The sequence below is a fragment of the Exiguobacterium sp. QJM3NY_9 genome (assembly GCF_056173545.1).
In genome coordinates, this window is the sequence record NZ_CM149679.1 from 2080083 (window position 1) to 2100178 (window position 20096).

The following is a 20096-nucleotide window of genomic DNA, read 5'->3' on the forward strand; positions in this document are numbered from 1 at the left end:
CCTTACGTCATCATGACGCGATGGACTGCATACACGTCTGAGATTTGTTTAATCCGATCGACGACTTTTTGTAAGTGATTGACGTTATTGATCGCGATCGTCATCGAAATCTTCGCTTGTTTGCTGTCATCGCCTTTACCGCTGACGGCAACGATGTTCGTGTTTGTTGCTGAAACAGACTGCAATACTTCATTGAGTAGACCGGCACGGTCGTACCCCGAGATTTCGATTTCGACGTTGTAACTCTTGACCGTTTTCCCTTCATGCTCCCACTCGACTTCGAGCAAGCGTTCCGGATTTTGTTCATTCAAAACATTCAGGCAATCGGAACGGTGAATCGACACACCGCGTCCACGCGTAATATAACCGACGATGTCGTCCCCGGGAACCGGGCTACAACAGCGACTCATCCGGACGAGCATATTGTCGATGCCTTTGACACGCACACCTTCTGGATTTTGTTTTTTCGGACGGTCAAATGTTTTCATCTCACTGATGGCGTCATTCAACTCAAGATTTTTAGATTCTTTATCTTTGCGTAACTTTTCCGTCAATTTGTGAGCGACTTGGGCAGCCGTCAAGCCATGGTAACCGACTGCGGCGTACATGTCTTCTTCTTGACCGAAGTTGAACTTCCGTGTGACGTCTTCGAGTGTTTTATCCGTGATGACTTCCTTCGGTTCAAAACCAAGTTTTTTAACTTCTGCTTCAATCAACTCGCGCCCTTTAAGGACATTTTCTTCGCGCTGTTGCCGTTTGAACCATTGACGGATTTTATTTTTCGCTTGACTCGAGACACAGATTTTTAACCAGTCCTTACTTGGACCGTAACTATGCTTCGACGTAACGATTTCAATGATATCGCCCGTTTTCAATTTATAATCGATTGGAACCATCCGTCCGTTGACCTTCGCACCAATCGTCCGGTGTCCGATTTCCGTATGAATCCGGTAAGCATAATCAATCGGGACAGAGCCCTTCGGTAGCTCGATGACGTCGCCCTTTGGTGTAAAGACGTACAACATATCACTAAAGAAATCGACTTTGACGGATTCCATGAACTCTTCCGCGTCCGCTGTATCTTTTTGTAATTCCAGAATCTCACGGAAATGAGCAATCTTATCTTCGAAGCCCGATTTCGCCTCTTGCTCTTTTCCTTCCTTGTACGCCCAGTGTGCGGCGATTCCGTACTCGGCGATGAAGTGCATGTCCCGTGTCCGAATTTGAACTTCGAGCGGCTCCCCTTTCGGTCCGATGACGGTCGTATGCAGCGACTGGTACATGTTCGGTTTCGGCATCGCGATGTAATCTTTGAATCGACCCGGCATCGGTTTGTATTGCGTATGAATGATACCAAGGACCGCGTAACAATCTTTGATCGAATCCACGATGATCCGGACTGCCATTAAATCATAAATTTCACTGAACTCTTTTTTCGAGTTTTGCATTTTATTATAGATCGAGTAAATGTGTTTCGGACGACCGTCGACCTCAGCAGCAATCTGTACTTCATCCAACACTTCATTGACCTCTCCGATGACGGAATTAACGAGCGCTTCACGTTCCGTTCGTTTTTGTTTCATCATCGAGACGATCCGGTAGTATTGCTGTGGATTGATGTATCGGAGGCTGATGTCTTCAAGCTCCCATTTAATCGTCGAAATCCCGAGACGGTGTGCAAGCGGCGCGAAAATTTCGAGTGTTTCTTCCGCTTTTTGAACTTGCTTTTCTTTGACCATGTGTTGCAAGGTCCGCATGTTATGCAGACGGTCAGCAAGCTTAATCAAGATGACACGAATGTCTTCTGCCATCGCAATGAACATCTTCCGGTGATTCTCTGCTAACTCTTCACGTTTGGATTTATATTTAATTTTCCCGAGTTTCGTCACACCATCAACGAGCATCGCGACGTCCGGTCCAAAGCGTTCCGTCAACTCTTCAAGCGTAATGTCTGTATCTTCTACGACGTCATGAAGAAGCGCTGCGACAATCGTCGTGGCATCGAGTCCGATGTCGACAAGAATCCCGGCAACTTGTACCGGGTGAATGATATAAGGTTCACCCGATCGACGAAATTGTCCATCATGCTCGTCTTTTGCGAATTGGTAGGCACGTTCAATATCGTTCACTTCTGCCTCTGTCATGTATTCCGCACATCGAGCGAGAAGGTCTTCTACGTTTACGATTTGTTTATTTGTCATCCCTTTTCCTCACCCAGTCCCCGGGATTGCTTCCGCCTAAATCCCTAATATATATCTTCTATTATCGTGAAATCTTTATAAGATGTCAAAATAAAAAGAAATACCCCCCCGACAAGTTCGTCGGGAGAGTATTCCTGTCATTAGTCTTCATAGCGAATCAATGACAAAATATCGTAACCTGCTAATTTTTCACGTCCACCAAGTCCATCCAATTCAATCAAGAACCCGATTCCGGCAACCGTACCACCAAGTTGTTCAATCATTTTGATCGTTGCTTCAATCGTCCCGCCTGTCGCAAGCAAATCATCCAGGATGACAACACGTTGCCCTGGTTTGATTGCATCATGGTGCATCGTCAAGACATCTTTGCCGTACTCAAGACCATACTCGACACGGACTGTCTCACGAGGGAGCTTGCCTTCTTTACGAACGGGCACAAAACCGATTTCCATCGCGTATGCCGCAGGGCAACCGACGACGAATCCACGTGCTTCCGGTCCTGCGATAACGTCTGCCCCTTGCTTGCGTGCGTAATCGACGAGTGCATCGACCGATTGTTTGTAAGCCGGACCATTTTCCATCAATGATGTGATGTCTTTAAAGCTGATTCCTTCTTTCGGCCAGTTCTCGACCTCTTTTATATGCTGTTTGAACTCCATGTCATTTCCTCCTGCTTCGCCGCTTCCACTAAAGTATCAAAACGCTCTTTCAACTGAGCGAGTGACGAATAAATGTATTGTTGCTCGAGACGTTGACGTTCTTCATGACGCTTGTACGTCGCGGCCTCCGTCAAATCTCGTTTTTCAGCGTCAGGGTTCACACCCGGTAGCCCGTCCTCCATTGTAACAAGAAAATCGAGTTCCGAAAACACTGAATGCATAAAGTTAATCGAACGTTTCGACCATTTTCTTGTTTTCGACAAACGTACGAGTCCGATTCGCAACTCTTCGCGTGGACATTTTGCGAAGTAATTAAAGTAATGCTTGAAGTCTTCACGCGACGGAATCGCCTCGAAGTAGTACCCTTCATCCTTAAACGCACAATAAATCCGCTCCGCCTGTTTCAAGTACGGTAAGAATGCTTCTTCCGTCTCCGGTAAGTCGAGGAACACAATATTTTCATGAATCGCTCCATTCAGCGGACGCTCGGCATATTTTTGTTTTGTCTCGTCCGAAAACGCAACGAGCGTCGTCTGTTCTTGGGGCAACTCAAAAATGTCCGTTAATGGTTTTTTCCCACCGCGGTAATCAAATAACTGATAATCGGCGACAGCCAAATCTTGAATCATCAATTGCGGCTTCCGAAAACCATTCCACTCATTGATGTTCAGACTCCCCATCAATGAGACTTCAGCGAGTAGTGAAATTTCGTCTACCGTGTCACCGAAACCGAAACCAATCCCGTCTAACTCTGACGTTCCATCCGATAAGAGCGCCTTCAAATGGGTCAAATCACGGCCGATCCGTTTCATGTCCCGAATTTTAGCGTCTTCGATGACGATCCGTGGTGCCGGATTCCCCATACCGAATGGAGCTAAGCGACCAATTTCCTCAATCAATCCGATTGAAACGTCAGAGACGCGTAGACGCAAGTCGATCTCAATCGTCGCGATGAAGGCTTCATCCGGTAGTTTGGCAGCCTGTGCATTCAAGCGTTCACGTAACGTGACGACGTCATCCGACGAGAGTGTCATGCCGGCAGCTGCCGGGTGTCCACCGAAATGCGGTAAGATGTCTTCACATAGCGTCAACTCGGCAAATAAATCGAAGGCTGCAATCGAGCGACCAGACCCTTTCGCCGTCCCCTTCTCTGCATCATGACAAAGCATGATGACCGGACGGTGATATTTCTCGACTAGTCGTGAGGCGACGATGCCGACGACACCCGGGTTCCAGTTGTCCGCGTCAACAACAAGCACACGGTCTTCTAGATATTTTTCTTCGACAAGTGCTGTCGCTTCTTCCGCGATTTGTTTGACGATGTCTTGCCGTTGTTTATTTTGTTGGTCGAGCTGGTTCGCAAGTACGACGGCTTCCTCGAGTGTCTCAGCAAGTAGCATCTCAAGTGCCGGCATCGCGGAATCGAGTCGACCGGCCGCATTGATCCGGGGGCCGAATGCGAACCCGACCGATTCTTCCGTCAGTTCGTCTTCCGTCAAACTACAGACTTGGCGTAGTGCCAAGATGCCGGGACGCTCACTTGCATTCAACGCTTCAATTCCTTTTGTCGCAAGCAATCGGTTCTCATCGACGAGCGGTACTAAGTCGGCAATCGTTCCGAGCACTGCGAGGTCAAGCAACTCCGTCGGGACACGTTCGAGCAGTGCGTGTGCGACTTTAAAGGCAACACCTGCCCCAGCGAGTTTTGAGAACGGATAGTTGCGATCGACACCCGGGTGAATCATCGCATAGGCGTCCGGGAGAACTTCTTTCGCCTCATGGTGATCGGTGATGATGAGGTCGACACCTAACTCTTTTAAGACGGCTGCTTCCTTGATACCTGAAATCCCGCAGTCGACCGTGATGATTAATCCGAATCCTTCTTCGACCGCCCAGCGGAAGGCCGCTTCATTCGGTCCGTATCCTTCCGTGAACCGGTTCGGGATATAACATTCTGCCATTGCCCCGATTTCAGTTAACGCATGCCACAAAATCGCAGCCGAACTGACACCATCGACATCATAATCCCCATAAATTAAGATCATTTCACCTTGATCGGCAGCTTCTTTAATCCGTGCGACGACTTTTTCCATATCCTGAAACAGGAATGGATCGTGGAACGGCATTTGTCCTGCTTCTAAAAAGGCCGTTGCCTGCGCCGGCGTCTCGAGACCACGCTGGACTAGCAGACGGGCTACGTTCGGTGAGACGGACGCTTGCGCGACCAGCTCGTCTATTTTTAGCGGATCGACTGCTTTGTCGAGCCATGTTTTTTTTGAATGATACATCCAATCCCTCCAATCAACTTCCCCATTATAAGACAAAATCCGCGTCAGGGATACCCAACGCGGATTGTCTTCATGAAGCTTGTTTTGGTTGTTTTAATGTGCGTTTTTTCATGACGAGCCAAAGTTGCGCAGCGATGAAGATCGATGAATACATCCCCATGAACAAACCGACAAGCAAGGCAAGACTGAAACCACGAATCGCTTCACTTCCGAAAATATAGAGGGCGGCAGCCGTCATGATGACGGTCACGACCGTATTGATTGAACGGATGATCGTTTGCTGAATCGATTCGTTGACGACGTCGCATAATTCATCAAACGAAACGGTTCTGCCGCCTTTTTCAGCACGCCCTAAATTTTCACGCACCCTGTCGAACGTCACGATCGTATCATTGACCGAGTACCCGATAATCGTCAGGACGGCGGCGATGAAGTACAGGTTGACTTCGATTTGGAAGAGTGAGAAGAACGCGATGATCATTAAGGCATCATGGAGCAAAGCAAGCACTGTCGCGATTCCATACGTCGGTTGGAAACGGAACGAGACATAGATGACAATTCCGATTGAAGCGAGCAAGACAGCGTACATCGCATTTCGGGCGATCTCACGACCCACTTGTGGGGAGACCGTTGAAATACTTGGTGCTTTATCATACTTCGCTTCAATCGTTTTGTTCATTTCCGCGACTTGTTCTTGACTGAACTCACCGACGAACGTGACGTTCGCGAGCGTACCGCCTTGCGCGAACTGAATCCCGTCGATTTCTTTTGCGTCGATCCCCGCTTCTTCAATGACGGACCGGACTTCACTTTCCTGGATTTGATTTTCCGAAGAAATTTCGACCCGTGTCCCTTCCGTGAAGTCAATCCCGAGATTCAAGCCTCGGAATGAAAGCAACAGAACCGACAGGAGAACTAAAGCGATTGTGATCGTGAAGTAGACTTTGCGATGTTTTACATAATCGAATTTCGTAGGATTAAAGTTCACGAATTTCACTCTCCTTTACGCCAAACCATGATTTTTTCTTATCAAACCAACGGCTACTGACAAGAAGTTGCATCAAGTAACGAGAGATGAAGACGTTCGTGATGAACGTGACGGCAATCGAAACCATCAACATGATCGCAAACCCTTTGACGGTACTCGTTCCGAAGTAATAGAGGACACCTGCTGAGATCAGCGTCGTTAAGTTCGCATCTAAAATCGTTCCGAATGAACGGCGATTCCCGGCTTTGAATGCCGACAAAACAGATTTCCCACTACGTAGCTCATCTTTAATCCGCTCTGCAGTGATGATGTTCGCATCGACCGCCATCCCGACTCCAAGGACGAGTGCCGCGATACCCGGTAAGGTCAAGACGGCATTGATTCCGTTGAAGAAGATCATGACGAGGTAAATATAGAACAACAACGTGATGATTGAGACGAAACCAGATACACGGTAGAACAGCAACATGAATAAGAAGACTGCCGCAACACCGATCATTGATGCAAATAATGTTTGATCAAGCGCATCTTTCCCGAATGCCGCCGACACTGATGTCGAGTAGATTTCATCAAGCTTAACCGGTAATGCCCCCGCATTTAAAATGGATGACAATTGTTTTCCGTACTCGGCGTCGATATCGCCACCCGAGATGATTGCTTTATCCGAGTTGATTGGCTGATTGACTGACGCATCAGATACAATTTTTGAATTTTCTTTTTGAATCTCTTTTTCGTACGTGTCACCTTTCGCATAATCAAGCCAAATAACGAGACGATTATCCGGCGCTTGTTTTTGCGAAATCTGTTGTGTCACTTCATAGAACTTCTCTTTTGATTTCAATGTTAATTCGACGAGTGGTTCGTTCGTATTCGGATCATATCCGACTTTCGCACCCTTCGCCTTTAAATCCGATCCGTCAAGCAACAGCTTATCGTCGATATCACGGAATGATAACTCGGCTGTCGAAGATAGAATCTGACGTGCTTCGCTTTGGTTTTTGACACCCGCGAGTTGTACACGAATCCGGTCTTTCCCTTCGATTCGGATGTCCGGCTCCGATACACCGAGAACGTTGACACGGTTTTCGATTGCCGTCAACGTCGCGCTCATCGCTGTATCATCGATGACATCCCCCTCTTTTAAGGGTTGAACTTCATACAACACTTCGAACCCGCCCTTTAAATCAAGACCGAGTTTCGTGTCTTTCAAGAGCCATGTCGACGTCGTGCCGATCAAGATGAGTAATGCGGCGACGATAATGAAGAACGTGGCTAGTTTTCCTTTCTTAACCATGCTACATTGTCCTTTCTCTAAACCCCAGTATATTTTCAGACAACTTTCGTATCCTATCCTAGCTTACATAAGAATTGGTAATCATAGCAATCGTTTTTCTCATATAAAGACAGAAAAGACGCTCCGAAATTCGGAAAGCGTCTTTTTCTTGCCTTATTCGACGGTTTCGTCGTCCATGACAGTCGTTGATTTTTTTGTAACTTCCGCGACTGCACTACGATTGAACGTCAATTGGGAATTCCCTGATTTTAATGTAACTGTCGTTTCATCAACCTTTTGTACGACTCCGTGGAGTCCACCGATTGTAACGACCGTGTCGCCGCGTGATAATTGCGTTTGCATTTCACGGACTTGCTTCTGGCGTTTGTTCTGTGGACGAATCAACAAGAAATAGAACACCACGAAGATCAAAATCATCGGGAGGAATGTGATTAGTTGTTGCATCTGACTCAGCTCCTTTTCATTCAAATCACGTTCATTATACCTTGAAACGATTGATTTGTCAGACGATAACTCAGAAATTCTTTGCGTTTGGTAAATTATAACCGTATTCTTCGAAGAACTCATCCTTGAAATCAAGTAAACGGTCCTCTCGAATCGCTTGGCGAACGCCCTCCATCAATTTGACGAGGAAGTGAAGGTTATGTGTCGAACAGAGATGTAAACCGAACGTTTCCTGGGCACGAATCAAGTGGTGGATGTAGGCACGTGAGTAATTTTTACATGCATAGCAATCACACTTTTCGTCGAGCGGACGGAAATCGCGTGCATATTTCGCATTACGGACGACAAGCCGGCCGCTTGATGTCATCAACGTTCCGTTACGCGCAATCCGCGTCGGTAAGACACAGTCGAACATATCGATACCGCGAATCGCCCCTTCAATCAAGGCATCCGGTGATCCGACACCCATCAAGTAACGTGGTTTATCTTCCGGCATGAGTGGCGTCGTGAATTCGAGCGCCCGGTACATGACGTCTTTTGGTTCTCCGACAGACAAACCACCGACGGCATAGCCTGGGAAATCGAGTGATGCAAGGTCACGTGCGCTTTGACGACGTAAGTCTTCGTACTCGCCCCCTTGGATGATCCCGAACAAGGCTTGATCTTGCGGCCGTTCATGTGCCGTCAAGCAACGTTCTGCCCAGCGACTTGTCCGTTCGACCGATGCTTTCATGTATTCGTGTGACGCCGGGAACGGCGGACATTCGTCAAACGCCATCATGATGTCTGAACCGAGTGCGTTTTGAATCTCCATCGCTTTTTCCGGTGAGAGGAACAGCTTGTCCCCGTTCAAGTGATTCCGGAAGTGGACGCCTTCTTCCGTGATGTTCCGGAGGTCAGCGAGTGAGAAGACCTGGAAACCACCAGAATCCGTTAAAATCGCGCCATCCCAGTTCATGAACTTGTGTAGACCGCCTGCTTCTTTGATGACGTCGTGCCCCGGACGAACCCAGAGATGATAGGTGTTCGAGAGAATGATGTTTGCGTTCATGTCCTTGATTTGTTCCGGTGCCATCGTCTTGACCGTCGCTTGCGTTCCGACTGGCATGAAGACAGGTGTTTCGAAGCTACCGTGCGGCGTGTGGACGATTCCTAACCGCGCACCTGATTGTTTACATGTCTTAATGTGTTCGTATGTTACTGCGTGTTTTGTCATCGGTTTAATTCCTCTCTTGTTAAGAACATCGCGTCACCGAAACTAAAGAATCGGTATCCGTTTGCGACGGCTTCTTCGTATGCGTGTAAAATGTGTTCCCGGGTCGACAGTGCGGAGACAAGCATGATTAACGTCGACTTCGGCAAATGGAAATTCGTAATCAAACCATCGATCGCCTTCACTTCCTGCCCCGGGTAAATAAAGATGTCCGTCCACCCCGTCGCTTCGACGAAGTCACCATGATCACGGATAACTGTCTCAAGTGTCCGCGTCGACGTCGTTCCGACCGCGATGATCCGTCCGCCGCGCGCTCGTGTCTCACGTAAAATTGCTGCTGAACTTTCCGGCAGTTCATAATATTCACTATGCATCTTATGACTGTCGACGTCATCGACGGAAACCGGACGGAACGTACCGAGACCGACATGTAACGTGAGCGGTGCTAGTGTAACGCCTTTATCCGTCAATGCTTTCAGCAATTCCGGTGTGAAGTGGAGTCCAGCAGTCGGTGCCGCAGCACTCCCGCGTTCGCGCGCATACACCGTCTGGTAACGATCTTGATCGTCGAGTTGCTCGTGAATATACGGTGGAAGCGGCATCGTCCCGAGCTCGTCGAGGACTTCATAAAAGATACCGTCATACGAGAACTTCAAAATTCGTCCGCCATCGTCGAGCGCTTCGACGCATTCAGCTTTAAGTAAGCCGTCACCAAACGTAATCACCGTTCCCGGCTTCACACGTTTCGCTGGTTTTGCGAGCGTCTCCCAGACATCATCACTCGTCTGCTTCAATAACAACAGCTCGATTTTTCCACCGGTTTCTTCTTTGACACCAAACAAACGGGCTGGTAAGACTTTTGTATCATTGATGACGAGCGTGTCGCCCGCATTGAAGTGCGAGACGATATCATGGAACCGTTCGTGACGTAACGCTCCCGTCTCGCGGTCAATCACCATCAGCTTCGAGCTCGTCCGGTCGAGTAAGGGAACTTGGGCAATCTGTTCTTCCGGCAAATGAAAATCAAATAAGTTTACATCCATGGGTCAATTTCCTTCTTTCAATCCTAAATGTTGCCGCGCGAACGGTGTCAAGACACGACCGCGTGGGGTTCGTTGTAAAAATCCTTGTTGTAACAGGTACGGTTCGTAGACGTCTTCAATCGTCTGTGCGTCCTCCCCGATCGTTGCGGCAATCGTTTCGAGTCCGACGGGTCCGCCAGCAAACCGTTCAGCGAGTGAACGGAGTAACCGGTGATCGACATCATCCAGTCCGAGCGCATCGACATGGAGCCGGTCGAGTGCACTCGTCGCGAGTGTCGCATCGATTTCTGTTTGATGGGCGACCTGGGCAAAATCACGAACCCGACGTAATAAGCGATTGGCGACCCGTGGTGTTCCACGCGAGCGGAGCGCGATGGCTTCCGCCGCCATCCGGTCTGCTTCAAATCCGAATAGACGTGACGTCCGGGTAACAATCGCTGAGAGCTCGGGCATCGTGTAATACTCAAGTTTCAGTGTCACACCGAAGCGGTCACGGAGCGGGGCAGACAGCATCCCGGCCCGCGTCGTCGCACCGACGAGCGTAAACGGCGGCAAGTCAATCCGGACGCTGCGGGCCAGTTCGCCTTGTCCGATCACGATATCAAGGCAATAATCTTCCATCGCCGGATACAGAATTTCTTCGATTGAACGACTGAGCCGATGAATTTCATCGATGAATAAGACATCTCCCGGTTCGAGTGACGAGAGGATTGCTGCTAAGTCACCCGGTCGCTCGATTGCCGGTCCTGCTGTCGTCTTGACACCGACGCCCATCTCATTGGCGATGATCGTCGCAAGTGTCGTCTTTCCGAGACCAGGAGGGCCATAAAGCAGAACGTGATCGAGCGTCTCTTGACGAATCTTCGCCGCTTCGATGAAGACACTTAAGTTTCCTTTTGCCTTCTCTTGACCGATGTACTGATCAAGTGTTTGCGGACGTAGACTCCACTCTTCTTGATCTTCTGCATGGGCTGATTCTGATAAAATCCGCTCTTCCATTTTGTCCTCACCTCACATTCAATAACAACTGAAGGGCCCGCTTGACATATTGATCCGTCGAGAGCACTTCGGCTTGAAGCGCCTTTTTGACTTTTTCGACTTCACGGTCACTGTACCCGAGAGCCGTCAAGGCTTCACATGCTTCGTTCAACTCGGCATTACTTTGAGCGAACAGCCCTTCGCTCGGTACATAATCCGGAGCGAGCTCGGCTAATTTCCCTTTTAAATCAAGTGTCATCTGTTTCGCCGTCTTTTTACCAACGCCCGGGAACTTGATGAGGTAACTTTCTTTTTCCTGTTCAATCGCTTCGACAAGCGCGTCAACATTTCCTGACGCGACGATTGCGAGTGCCCCTTTTGGACCAATTCCTGTCACACCAAGCAATTTCGTGAACAATGCACGTTCGCGTCGTGAACGGAATCCGAACAATACTTCTTGATCTTCTCTCACATAATGATACGTATATACGATAACCTGTTCGTCTCCGGTCCGATAAAAAAACGGGTTCGGTGCTACGATTTTGTAGCCAATCCCCCCGACTTCGATCGTCACGAATTCCGCACAGACATAAGCGACCTCGCCGCGTACGAATTCTATCAATTTAGAACGCTCCCATCCAATTACAAACTCTCGTGCTATTGTAGCATATAAGTCCGATTTGCTTCAAAATGTTCTTCCGACAAAAAACGCCTCACCGATGAGTTTAATCGGCAAGGCGCTGTCTGATTTATGATCGGTCGAGCATCCGCTCCAGTGCCAAGACGGCATATTCTGTCGTCTCGGCATCGACGCTGATGATGTTGACAGGCGTGCCACGCTCGACTTGTTCGAGTGACCAGGCAAGATGTGGTAAATCAATCCGGTTCATCGTCAAGCAGGGACACATGAATGGATTGAGGGATACAATATCTTGCTCCGGAAAATCCTTCGCCAACCGGTTGACGAGATTCATCTCTGTTCCGACCGCCCATTTCGTGCCGGCTGCCGCCTGCTTCACTTGATTGATGATATACGCTGTCGAACCGTTTAAATCTGCTGCTTCCACGACCTCAAACGAGCATTCCGGATGGACGAGAATCTGGCGTGCCGGATCCGTCAGCCGGAACTGTTCAATTTGACCGACCGTGAACTTTTCGTGGACCGAACAATGCCCTTTCCATAAAATGATACGGATGTCCGAGTCTTCTCCATCAAATACTAATTGATCGTTGATCGGATCCCAGACCGCCATCTGTTCGAGCGGAATTCCGAGCGCATGCGCTGTGTTTCGTCCTAAATGTTGATCCGGCAGGAAAAACAGAATATCCCGTTCCGCAAGCGCCCATTCGACCATCTTGACAGCATTCGATGAAGTCACCGTCGCTCCCCCATGGCGTCCGACGAACGCTTTGATTTCTGCTGTCGAGTTGACGTAGGTCAAAGGTAAAATCGAGTCACCGAGCCGATTAACGAGATAGGCATAGGCACGTTCCGTTTGATAGCCGTTCGCCATGTCCGCCATCGAACAGCCGGCACGCATATCGGGTAAGACGACCGTATGTTCAGCATCTGTTAACATATCGGCTGTTTCCGCCATGAAATGGACACCACAAAAAACGGTATACTCGGCCTCCGTCATCTGTTTCGCGATTTGCGCCAGTTGAAGCGAGTCCCCTGTTGCGTCAGCAAACTGGACGACTTCATCTTTTTGATAATGGTGCGCCGGCAAAAACAACCGACTGCCCATCCGGTGTTTGACCCCTTCAATGATTGCTATTAATTCTGCCTCTGTTTTTTCTAAGTACTGTCCGGGAATCCCTTGATTCGCCAATAAATCAAAGCTCATCTTTTTTTCCTCCTTGAATTTTCATACTGATATCGAGTGCCGGTGCTGAATGTGTCAACGCCCCGATTGAAATGTAATCGGCGCCGACGTCGCAATACCTCGGCAATGTCTCAAGCGTCACGCCTCCGGACAGCTCGACTGTTATCGCCAACGGAATCGCTTGACGGAACCGTTTGATTTCTTCCGGCGAACGATTGTCAAGCATGATGATGTTGACACCGGCTTTGATCGCTTCGTTGACTTCCGCTTCTGTCTCGACTTCGACTTCGATCGGCGTCGTATGACCGACGGCACGTTTTGCCCGTTTGACTGCCTCCGTGATCGACCCTGCTGCCGTGATGTGGTTATCTTTAATCATCACGGCGTCATCTAGACGCCCCCGGTGATTGAAGCCACCACCGACGCGAACAGCATGTTTTTCAAGCATCCGTAGACCTGGTGTCGTCTTGCGTGTATCCGCGATGCGAATTCGTCCGTCTGCCCGGTCAACAGCACTGCGTGTCAATGTCGCAATACCTGACGTCCGTTGAATCAAATTAAGCGCTACCCGTTCTCCGCTCAGAATTGAACGCAAGTCGCCCGTCCATTCCGCAAGAACTTGTCCCCGCTTGATTGCTTGTCCATCTTCAACCTGTTGAATGAATGTCACCTCTAGCAATCGTGCAAGCTCACGCAACACGGCGACGCCGCAAAAGATGCCATCCTCTTTCGCAAGGAATCGTCCCGTCCCTTGCTCGTGTCCAGTCAGACAAAGTTCACTCGTGATGTCTTGATGTCCGATATCCTCGATTAAAAATCCTTCAAGTTGTTGCTGCAGGTGCCATCTGTTCATTCGTTTGTCGCTCCTCTTTTAATCGACGTAATGCTCCTTCGAGGAGGAGACGTCCCGTCATGATGTGTAATCGATTTTGTTCCGCCTGCCGCCCCGTTTGCTGAACCGACTCGCTCATTAATTGCTCAAGGGTGGCTTGAAGACGGTCTTCTTTAAGTTCAACCGTTAAGACTTCACTCAACTTCTCCTGTAAAACATCATCCTCACATCCAAAGACCGGTCGGAATGCAGGGAGTGCCCTCCGAGGTGCGAGCTGCAACTGCCGTGCCACGGCTTTTCCCATCACAAAACATTCGAGCAAAGAGTTCGAAGCAAGACGATTCGTGCCGTGTAATCCGATTGATGCTGTCTCTCCGACTGCGTACAAACCAGCGACTGATGTTCGTCCTGCAAGATCCGTTTCGATTCCGCCCATTAAAAAGTGGACGCCGGTCGTCACCTCGACAAGCTCCGGATTTATGTTCAATCCTTCACATTTTCGAGCGAATGTCGGGAATCGTTCCGCCAACTGTCTGACCGGTGTCGTGTTGAGGTAAACCGATTCCTGTTTTCGGACTGCCGTGATCATAGCCGCCACTTCGTCCCGTGCCGCTAAGTCCCCTTCCGGATGATTGTCCATCACACGGTGACCATCGCGCGTCATTAAGTATGCTCCCGCACCTCTCAACGCTTCTGTGATTAAGCCAACGGATTTTCCATGGTGGACTAAAATCGTTGGATGGTGTTGGACGTACCCTAAATCAGACAAGTTTGCCCCGACGGCAGCAGCAAGTGCTAATCCGTCTCCGGTGATCGTAGTATCATTCGTCGAAGTCGACAAAAGGCCGCCGATTCCTCCTGTCGCCAAGACGACGGCACGTGCTGAAATTTCAATCCGCTCTTCGCCGCGATATCCTGCTGCTCCGACGACACGTCCGCCAGACGTTAACAATTGTGTGATGACGGTCTGCTCAAGGACTGGATGCGTGATTTTTTCAGATAGTGTTTCCATCATCCGGCACCCAGTCTGGTCACCCCCGCTATGGAATATCCGCGGAAGACCGTGCGCTCCCTCACGCCCAACCGCGTACTCACCATTCTCTTGACGGTCGAAGATGACACCCAGTGCTTCGAGTTCAGAAATCACTGTCCTTCCTTCGCGTGTTACGAACTCCACGGCTTCAGGGTTCACCCATCCTTTTGCAGCGCGGACTGTATCTGCGCGATGTGCCTCGTGATCATCCTCGAGCGCCGAAGAAGCAATCCCCCCTTGTGCCCGCATCGAGTTCGTCTCACTTCTAGTTCCTTTCGTGACGAGTAATGCGCGCAGATTGTCCGGTAAGTGGAGTGCGACCGTGATTGCTGCAAGCCCTGTCCCGACAATCAATACATCGGTCACGAAATATTTATGTAAAGACATTTGTTTTACACCTCTGTTTTTTTAGTTTACTATTGTCTTGACAATAAGTTTGGCATATTTTTAGTCGAGTGACAAGACGAAAGGATCCGATTCATTTATGATTTATTTAGATTACGCGGCAACGACTCCGATGTACCCTGGTGCAATTGAACAGTATCGATTGGCGGCTGAACAAGCTTACGGCAACAGTTCTTCACTTCATGACATAGGAAATCGAGCAGCACAAATTCTCGAACGTGCACGTACACAGCTCTTAGCTCTACTCGGTCAAACTGATGGAAATATCGTTTTCACCGGTAGTGGCTCGGAAGCGAATTACATTGCGATACAGCACCTCCTTCGTCAAAGTCAAAAGACAACTGTCTTGACACTTGCTTGCGAACACGATTCCGTTCTCCTGCCACTGGAGCGGCTCGCCTCAAACACGATTCTCTTACCACTGCTTCCAAATGGTTCATTTGACTGGACGTACTTCAAGACCGTCTGCACGGATGAAGTCGGTGTTGTCTCGATTCAACACGTCAACTCGGACACAGGCTTCATTTTTCCAGTTGAAGAAATCGCTCAATTTTGCCAGGCGAGAGGGATCTTATTTCACTGTGACGGTGTGCAAGGATTTCTCAAACACCCCCTCTCAATCGACTCGTTTGATGCCTATACATGCAGCAGTCATAAAGTCTACGGACCAAAAGGACTCGGTGCCGTCTATTTACGCCGTCCGCTCTTTAGCCCTTACTACGCTGCCCACCACGAGCTTGGAATTCGCCCCGGAACGGTCGACATCCCGGGAATCGTCGCTTTCCTGACTGCTTGTGAGCACTATCAATCTGAAAATCCTCGCTTCCAAGCCGCAAGTCAGAAATTTCGTGGTATGCTACAAAAAAGACTTCCTCATGCGGGTTATCATGTCGTCGAGTCACCCGATCAACTGGCTTCGATTTGTGCCATTCATACGAAACGGATGGATGGACAATTCGTTTTACTTGCCCTGAACCGGGCTGGAATTGCTGTTTCAGCCGGAAGCGCTTGCCGGGCAGGCGAAAATGGACCGAATTCTACGCTTCGTGCCATCCAGTATGATGAAACGGCAGCACACGGCCTGATTCGTCTTAGTTTTGGACTTCATACGACAAAAGAGGAAGTCGAGCGGTGTATCGATTTCTTATGTACACTTGATACATGATTTTTTTGAAGAAGGGCAGGAGTGGCAATGGGAAGAAGACAATCTGGAGAAGAACGTCGAAACTTACTCCTACAGATTATTGAGGATAGTGATCATCCGATCACCGGTACGGCACTTGCGAAACAGGCGGGTGTAAGCCGACAAGTCATCGTTCAGGATTTATCGTTATTAAAAGCCAAAGGTCATCCAGTCGTAGCTACGGCTCGCGGGTATTTACTCAACGAACTAGAAAACGATTCTTCACGAAAACGGCGAAAAATCGTCTGCCGTCATGGATACGATCAACTTAAAGAAGAATGTGACGCCATCGTCGACGAAGGCGTCACCGTTCTTGACGTCATCGTCGAACATCCGGTCTACGGTTTCATCACGGGCGAGTTGATGCTGAAAAGTCGGCGTGATGTCCGCGTTTTAATAGAACGCCTTGAAGAAACACAGGCGACCCCATTATCGAGTCTGACGGATGGTGTCCACATCCATACGTTAGAAGCTGACAGTGATGAGGCGCTTGAAGCAGCAATTGAAAAGTTAGATCATCTCGGCATCCTAGTTTCCGAGTTGGACGTCTAACCAAAATGCATGCATCTGACCGTCATGAACGAAAAAAGTATGTACAGAAAACGCCGATGGCTCCGCATAAAAGCGGGAACATCGGCGTTTCTTACGCACAGGGCGGAATCGTCTTTCATTACGTTTGATTTTTAAGCGATGATTGCATATGGCTCTTCGACTTTTAGACTGTAGACAAACTCTTATGAAACGTAAAAATGTGATATCGAGAAGCAACAGTTCGCGCTTCCCTGTCTCGCCTCGTCTTCAAAGCGGCAATCTTCCGCGCCGCTACAGCAAAGCTGTAGGGTCGCGGAACGCACTGCAGAGGCAGGCAAGACCCTGCTCGTTGGCCGTGAGGACCAAGGAGCAACGGCTTGCGCCTCGCCCGAGGAAAGCAACGAAAAAAGACACTTTTATTTTCAGATATCACTTTGTCTACACGCTGAAAGAAGGGATTGCACATCCATGATAGATGGCAATCCCTTCTTTTTTATCATCGGCTTTTAATCAACGTGTTGTATTCAGACCTCTTCCAAATCGATCAAGATCGTTCTTCGACCGTTTCAGCAACTTCAGACGCGAATGTTGCTAATATTTTTCGGACACGGCGGTTTTCAACATGAAGTACCGTGAACGTGACACGCTCATATGTCATCGTTGTGCCAACTTCAGGAATTTGACCGACACGTTCCATAATCCAGCCGCCCAGCGACTGGGCTTCTGTTTCCGGCATCGTCAATTCGAATTGGTCACAAAAATCTTCAATATCATACTCTGCGAGACATTCGAAACGGTTTACACCAATCTGTTTCGTATATTCAAGTGATTCATCATGCTCATCCCAAATTTCACCGACTAATTCTTCTAAAATATCTTCAAGCGTAATTAATCCGGCCGTTCCACCAAACTCGTCAAGTACGACAGCCATATGTGACTGTTTCACTTTCAGTTCAGGTAACAAATCCATCAAATGGGTTTGCGGAACGACGAAGGATACCGGTCGAATCCACTCACGGATGTCGACGGTTCCATTTTTGACGAACTCGCGTAAGAAATCACGTTCGGATAGAACACCGATGATATGGTCAATCGAGTCCTTATAAACCGGCAGACGGGAAAAACCGCCTTTTTGTACCTCACGTAAAATTTCTTCGAAGCTGTCATCGATATCAATCGCTTGAATATCTGTTCGTGGTGTCAACGCTTCTTCGACAGTAATGTTCTTAAAATCGACGGCACGGTGGACAAGCTCAGCCCCTGCTTCATCCATGACGCCTTCTTCTTCGCTAATGTCGACGAGTGCACGAAGTTCTTGTTCCGTTACGAGCGGTCCTTTCGGATCAGCACCAATCAGGACGAGTGCAACGTGGCGCAACTTTAAGAATAAAAAGACTCCCGGTTTGAAGAGACTCAGGCACATGCGCAGTGGACGACTAATCCATAGGACGTACTTTTCAGCATGTTCCCGTGCGTAAGATTTCGGAATCAATTCACCGAATAACAAAATCAGTAAGAACGTTCCGAAAATGATGCCGACGCGTGGTAACGGCTCCGGTGACATCGTCATCGCAAGCCATCCCCCAATCATCGCAACACCGAGGTTCGAAATCGTATTGCCAATCAAAATTGCGGTCAGCGTTTCTTCATAGCGTTGGAACAAGCGCAGTGCTTGTGAGGCACGACGGTCGCCTTCTTCTGATTGATGCAAAATCCGTAAGCGGTTTGCGCTAGATAAAGCAGTTTCAGAAGAAGAGAAGAACGCTGAGATGACCAATAACACGAGCAGCCAGATAAACGGAATCGCGGGAAGTGGGTCCACGATGATTTCACACTCCATTTCCTAAATGAATGATTTACGTGATCTTTAGAACGAAGACTCGATGAATTCGAATTCGAAGTCACGGATCCGAACGACGTCCCCATCAATCGCACCTAACTTACGGAGCTCATCATCGACGCCCATTTGACGTAATGTCCGAGCGAATCGTTTAATCGACTCTTCCCGCATGAAGTTCGTCATCGTGAAGAGTTTCTCGATCCGTGGTCCTTGGATGACGAAGCAATCATCTTCATCTTTCGAAATCGTAAAGCCAGCTTCTGGTGCTTCGTAACCATAGACAACACGTGGTGTCGCTGCTTTTTCTTCAAGCTCTTCAAGACCAAATTCTGGTGTCGCATCGACGAGATCGGCGATCCGGAACAAGAGGTCACGCAATCCTTGACGCGTCGCTGCAGAAATTGCAAAGACTTCGAGGTCCGGGAAAGCTTCTTTGAACGCTTCGAGGTTCGCTTCTGCATCCGGCATATCCATCTTGTTTGCGACGACGACTTGCGGACGATCCGTCAGACGTAAGTTATAGTCTGCCAGTTCTTTGTTGATGATGTTGTAATCCTCAACCGGGTCGCGCCCTTCCATTCCACTCATGTCGATGACGTGGACGATGACTTTCGTCCGCTCGACGTGACGGAGGAATTGGTGACCGAGTCCGACACCTTCACTTGCTCCTTCGATGAGTCCCGGTAAGTCGGCCATGATGAAGCTACGGCTGTCTTCCGTTTCAACGACACCGATGTTCGGTGTGATTGTCGTGAAGTGATATGCTCCAATTTTCGGACGTGCTGCTGAGACGATTGATAACATCGTTGATTTCCCGACACTCGGGAATCCGACAAGTCCAACATCAGCGAGCATCTTGAGTTCAAGTTTCAAGTACTTCTCTTCGCCCGGCTCCCCGTTTTCCGCATGTTCCGGAGCTGGGTTCGCAGGTGTCGCGAAACGCGAGTTTCCGCGTCCACCACGTCCACCTTTAGCAACGACGGCTTGTTGCCCGTGATGAACGAGATCGGCAATGACTGCATCCGTATCATCATCGTAGACGACCGTGCCTGGTGGTACTTTAACGACGAGGTGCTCCGACTTACGTCCGTGCATCCCCTTCGACATTCCATTTTCACCTTGAACGGCTTTAAAATGGCGTTTGTAACGGAAGTCCATTAACGTACGAAGTCCTTCATCCACTTCAAGAACGACGTGAGCACCGTGCCCACCATCTCCTCCGGCTGGACCACCGTCTGGAACATATTTTTCGCGACGGAACGCAACTTGCCCGCGTCCACCATCTCCTGCTTTTACATAAATATTTACCTGATCGACGAACATGTCAGATCCCTCCTA

15 protein-coding genes and 1 pseudogene are annotated in these 20096 nt (G+C 49.0%); 2 read left to right on the top strand and 14 right to left on the bottom strand.

Translation table 11 applies throughout. From position 1 onward, the window contains the following. Positions 1-2: 2 nt before the first annotated feature. The 12 genes and pseudogenes from AC0VYQ_RS10760 to AC0VYQ_RS10815 all read right to left on the bottom strand — a co-directional run bounded on the left by AC0VYQ_RS10760 (position 3) and on the right by AC0VYQ_RS10815 (position 15186). Complete coding sequence (locus AC0VYQ_RS10760) at positions 3-2201, bottom strand: RelA/SpoT family protein (protein ID WP_214807267.1); 2199 nt, start codon at positions 2199-2201, stop codon at positions 3-5. A 140-nt stretch (positions 2202-2341) separates the two neighbouring features. Beyond that, complete coding sequence (locus AC0VYQ_RS10765) at positions 2342-2860, bottom strand: adenine phosphoribosyltransferase (RefSeq protein ID WP_029331033.1); 519 nt, start codon at positions 2858-2860, stop codon at positions 2342-2344. Further along, the gene (recJ, locus tag AC0VYQ_RS10770) at positions 2839-5148 is read right to left on the bottom strand and encodes a single-stranded-DNA-specific exonuclease RecJ (protein ID WP_475403544.1); all 2310 of its coding nucleotides are present in this window, start codon (positions 5146-5148) and stop codon (positions 2839-2841) included. Before recJ ends, AC0VYQ_RS10765 begins: the two co-directional genes overlap by 22 nt. 70 nt (positions 5149-5218) lie before the next feature. Beyond that, a pseudogene (gene secD, locus AC0VYQ_RS10775) lies at positions 5219-7430 on the bottom strand (protein translocase subunit SecD). A gap of 153 nt (positions 7431-7583) precedes the next feature. Continuing rightward, complete coding sequence (gene yajC, locus AC0VYQ_RS10780) at positions 7584-7874, bottom strand: preprotein translocase subunit YajC (RefSeq protein WP_029331035.1); 291 nt, start codon at positions 7872-7874, stop codon at positions 7584-7586. A gap of 70 nt (positions 7875-7944) precedes the next feature. Beyond that, positions 7945-9090 carry a tRNA guanosine(34) transglycosylase Tgt gene (tgt, locus tag AC0VYQ_RS10785; RefSeq protein WP_088837522.1) on the bottom strand — a complete coding sequence of 382 codons (1146 nt, stop codon included), beginning with the start codon at positions 9088-9090 and terminating at the stop codon, positions 7945-7947. Further along, a complete protein-coding gene (queA, locus tag AC0VYQ_RS10790; RefSeq protein WP_088837523.1) occupies positions 9087-10130 on the bottom strand; it encodes a tRNA preQ1(34) S-adenosylmethionine ribosyltransferase-isomerase QueA in 1044 nt (347 codons plus the stop codon). The genes tgt and queA overlap by 4 nt, the downstream gene beginning before the upstream one ends. Positions 10131-10133: 3 nt before the next feature. Next, on the bottom strand, positions 10134-11129 hold the full coding sequence (gene ruvB / locus AC0VYQ_RS10795; protein WP_088837524.1) for a Holliday junction branch migration DNA helicase RuvB: 996 nt from the start codon (positions 11127-11129) through the stop codon (positions 10134-10136). Positions 11130-11136: 7 nt separating this feature from the next. Continuing rightward, positions 11137-11730, bottom strand: coding sequence for a Holliday junction branch migration protein RuvA (ruvA, locus tag AC0VYQ_RS10800; RefSeq protein WP_029331039.1), 594 nt, complete (start codon positions 11728-11730; stop codon positions 11137-11139). A gap of 127 nt (positions 11731-11857) precedes the next feature. Further along, positions 11858-12955, bottom strand: coding sequence for a quinolinate synthase NadA (nadA, locus tag AC0VYQ_RS10805; protein WP_475403545.1), 1098 nt, complete (start codon positions 12953-12955; stop codon positions 11858-11860). Next, the gene (nadC, locus tag AC0VYQ_RS10810) at positions 12945-13787 is read right to left on the bottom strand and encodes a carboxylating nicotinate-nucleotide diphosphorylase (protein WP_475403546.1); all 843 of its coding nucleotides are present in this window, start codon (positions 13785-13787) and stop codon (positions 12945-12947) included. Before nadC ends, nadA begins: the two co-directional genes overlap by 11 nt. Next, positions 13756-15186 carry an L-aspartate oxidase gene (locus AC0VYQ_RS10815; RefSeq protein WP_475403547.1) on the bottom strand — a complete coding sequence of 477 codons (1431 nt, stop codon included), beginning with the start codon at positions 15184-15186 and terminating at the stop codon, positions 13756-13758. Before AC0VYQ_RS10815 ends, nadC begins: the two co-directional genes overlap by 32 nt. 97 nt (positions 15187-15283) lie before the next feature. Here AC0VYQ_RS10815 and AC0VYQ_RS10820 point away from each other — a divergent pair, with 97 nt between their 5' ends. Then, positions 15284-16369, top strand: coding sequence for a cysteine desulfurase family protein (locus tag AC0VYQ_RS10820; protein ID WP_214810646.1), 1086 nt, complete (start codon positions 15284-15286; stop codon positions 16367-16369). Positions 16370-16396: 27 nt separating this feature from the next. Then, positions 16397-16939, top strand: a complete 543-nt coding sequence (locus AC0VYQ_RS10825) for a transcription repressor NadR (protein WP_088837529.1) — start codon at positions 16397-16399, stop codon at positions 16937-16939. A gap of 523 nt (positions 16940-17462) precedes the next feature. On the opposite strand, the gene AC0VYQ_RS10830 is transcribed toward AC0VYQ_RS10825, so the two are convergent. Beyond that, a complete protein-coding gene (locus AC0VYQ_RS10830; RefSeq protein ID WP_088837530.1) occupies positions 17463-18740 on the bottom strand; it encodes a hemolysin family protein in 1278 nt (425 codons plus the stop codon). Between the two features lie 45 nt (positions 18741-18785). Then, complete coding sequence (obgE, locus tag AC0VYQ_RS10835) at positions 18786-20081, bottom strand: GTPase ObgE (protein WP_029331046.1); 1296 nt, start codon at positions 20079-20081, stop codon at positions 18786-18788. Between the last annotated feature and the right edge of the window lie 15 nt (positions 20082-20096).

Coding starts and splice junctions, on each gene's coding strand:
- AC0VYQ_RS10825 (WP_088837529.1), top strand. CDS start 16,397: ATGGGAAGAAGACAATCTGGAGAAGAACGTCGAAACTTACTCCTACAG.
- queA (WP_088837523.1), bottom strand. CDS start 10,130: ATGGATGTAAACTTATTTGATTTTCATTTGCCGGAAGAACAGATTGCC.
- ruvB (WP_088837524.1), bottom strand. CDS start 11,129: ATGGAAGAGCGGATTTTATCAGAATCAGCCCATGCAGAAGATCAAGAA.
- AC0VYQ_RS10820 (WP_214810646.1), top strand. CDS start 15,284: ATGATTTATTTAGATTACGCGGCAACGACTCCGATGTACCCTGGTGCA.
- obgE (WP_029331046.1), bottom strand. CDS start 20,081: ATGTTCGTCGATCAGGTAAATATTTATGTAAAAGCAGGAGATGGTGGA.
- AC0VYQ_RS10815 (WP_475403547.1), bottom strand. CDS start 15,186: ATGTCTTTACATAAATATTTCGTGACCGATGTATTGATTGTCGGGACA.
- recJ (WP_475403544.1), bottom strand. CDS start 5,148: ATGTATCATTCAAAAAAAACATGGCTCGACAAAGCAGTCGATCCGCTA.
- AC0VYQ_RS10760 (WP_214807267.1), bottom strand. CDS start 2,201: ATGACAAATAAACAAATCGTAAACGTAGAAGACCTTCTCGCTCGATGT.
- nadC (WP_475403546.1), bottom strand. CDS start 13,787: ATGAACAGATGGCACCTGCAGCAACAACTTGAAGGATTTTTAATCGAG.
- AC0VYQ_RS10765 (WP_029331033.1), bottom strand. CDS start 2,860: ATGGAGTTCAAACAGCATATAAAAGAGGTCGAGAACTGGCCGAAAGAA.
- tgt (WP_088837522.1), bottom strand. CDS start 9,090: ATGACAAAACACGCAGTAACATACGAACACATTAAGACATGTAAACAA.
- nadA (WP_475403545.1), bottom strand. CDS start 12,955: ATGAGCTTTGATTTATTGGCGAATCAAGGGATTCCCGGACAGTACTTA.
- yajC (WP_029331035.1), bottom strand. CDS start 7,874: ATGCAACAACTAATCACATTCCTCCCGATGATTTTGATCTTCGTGGTG.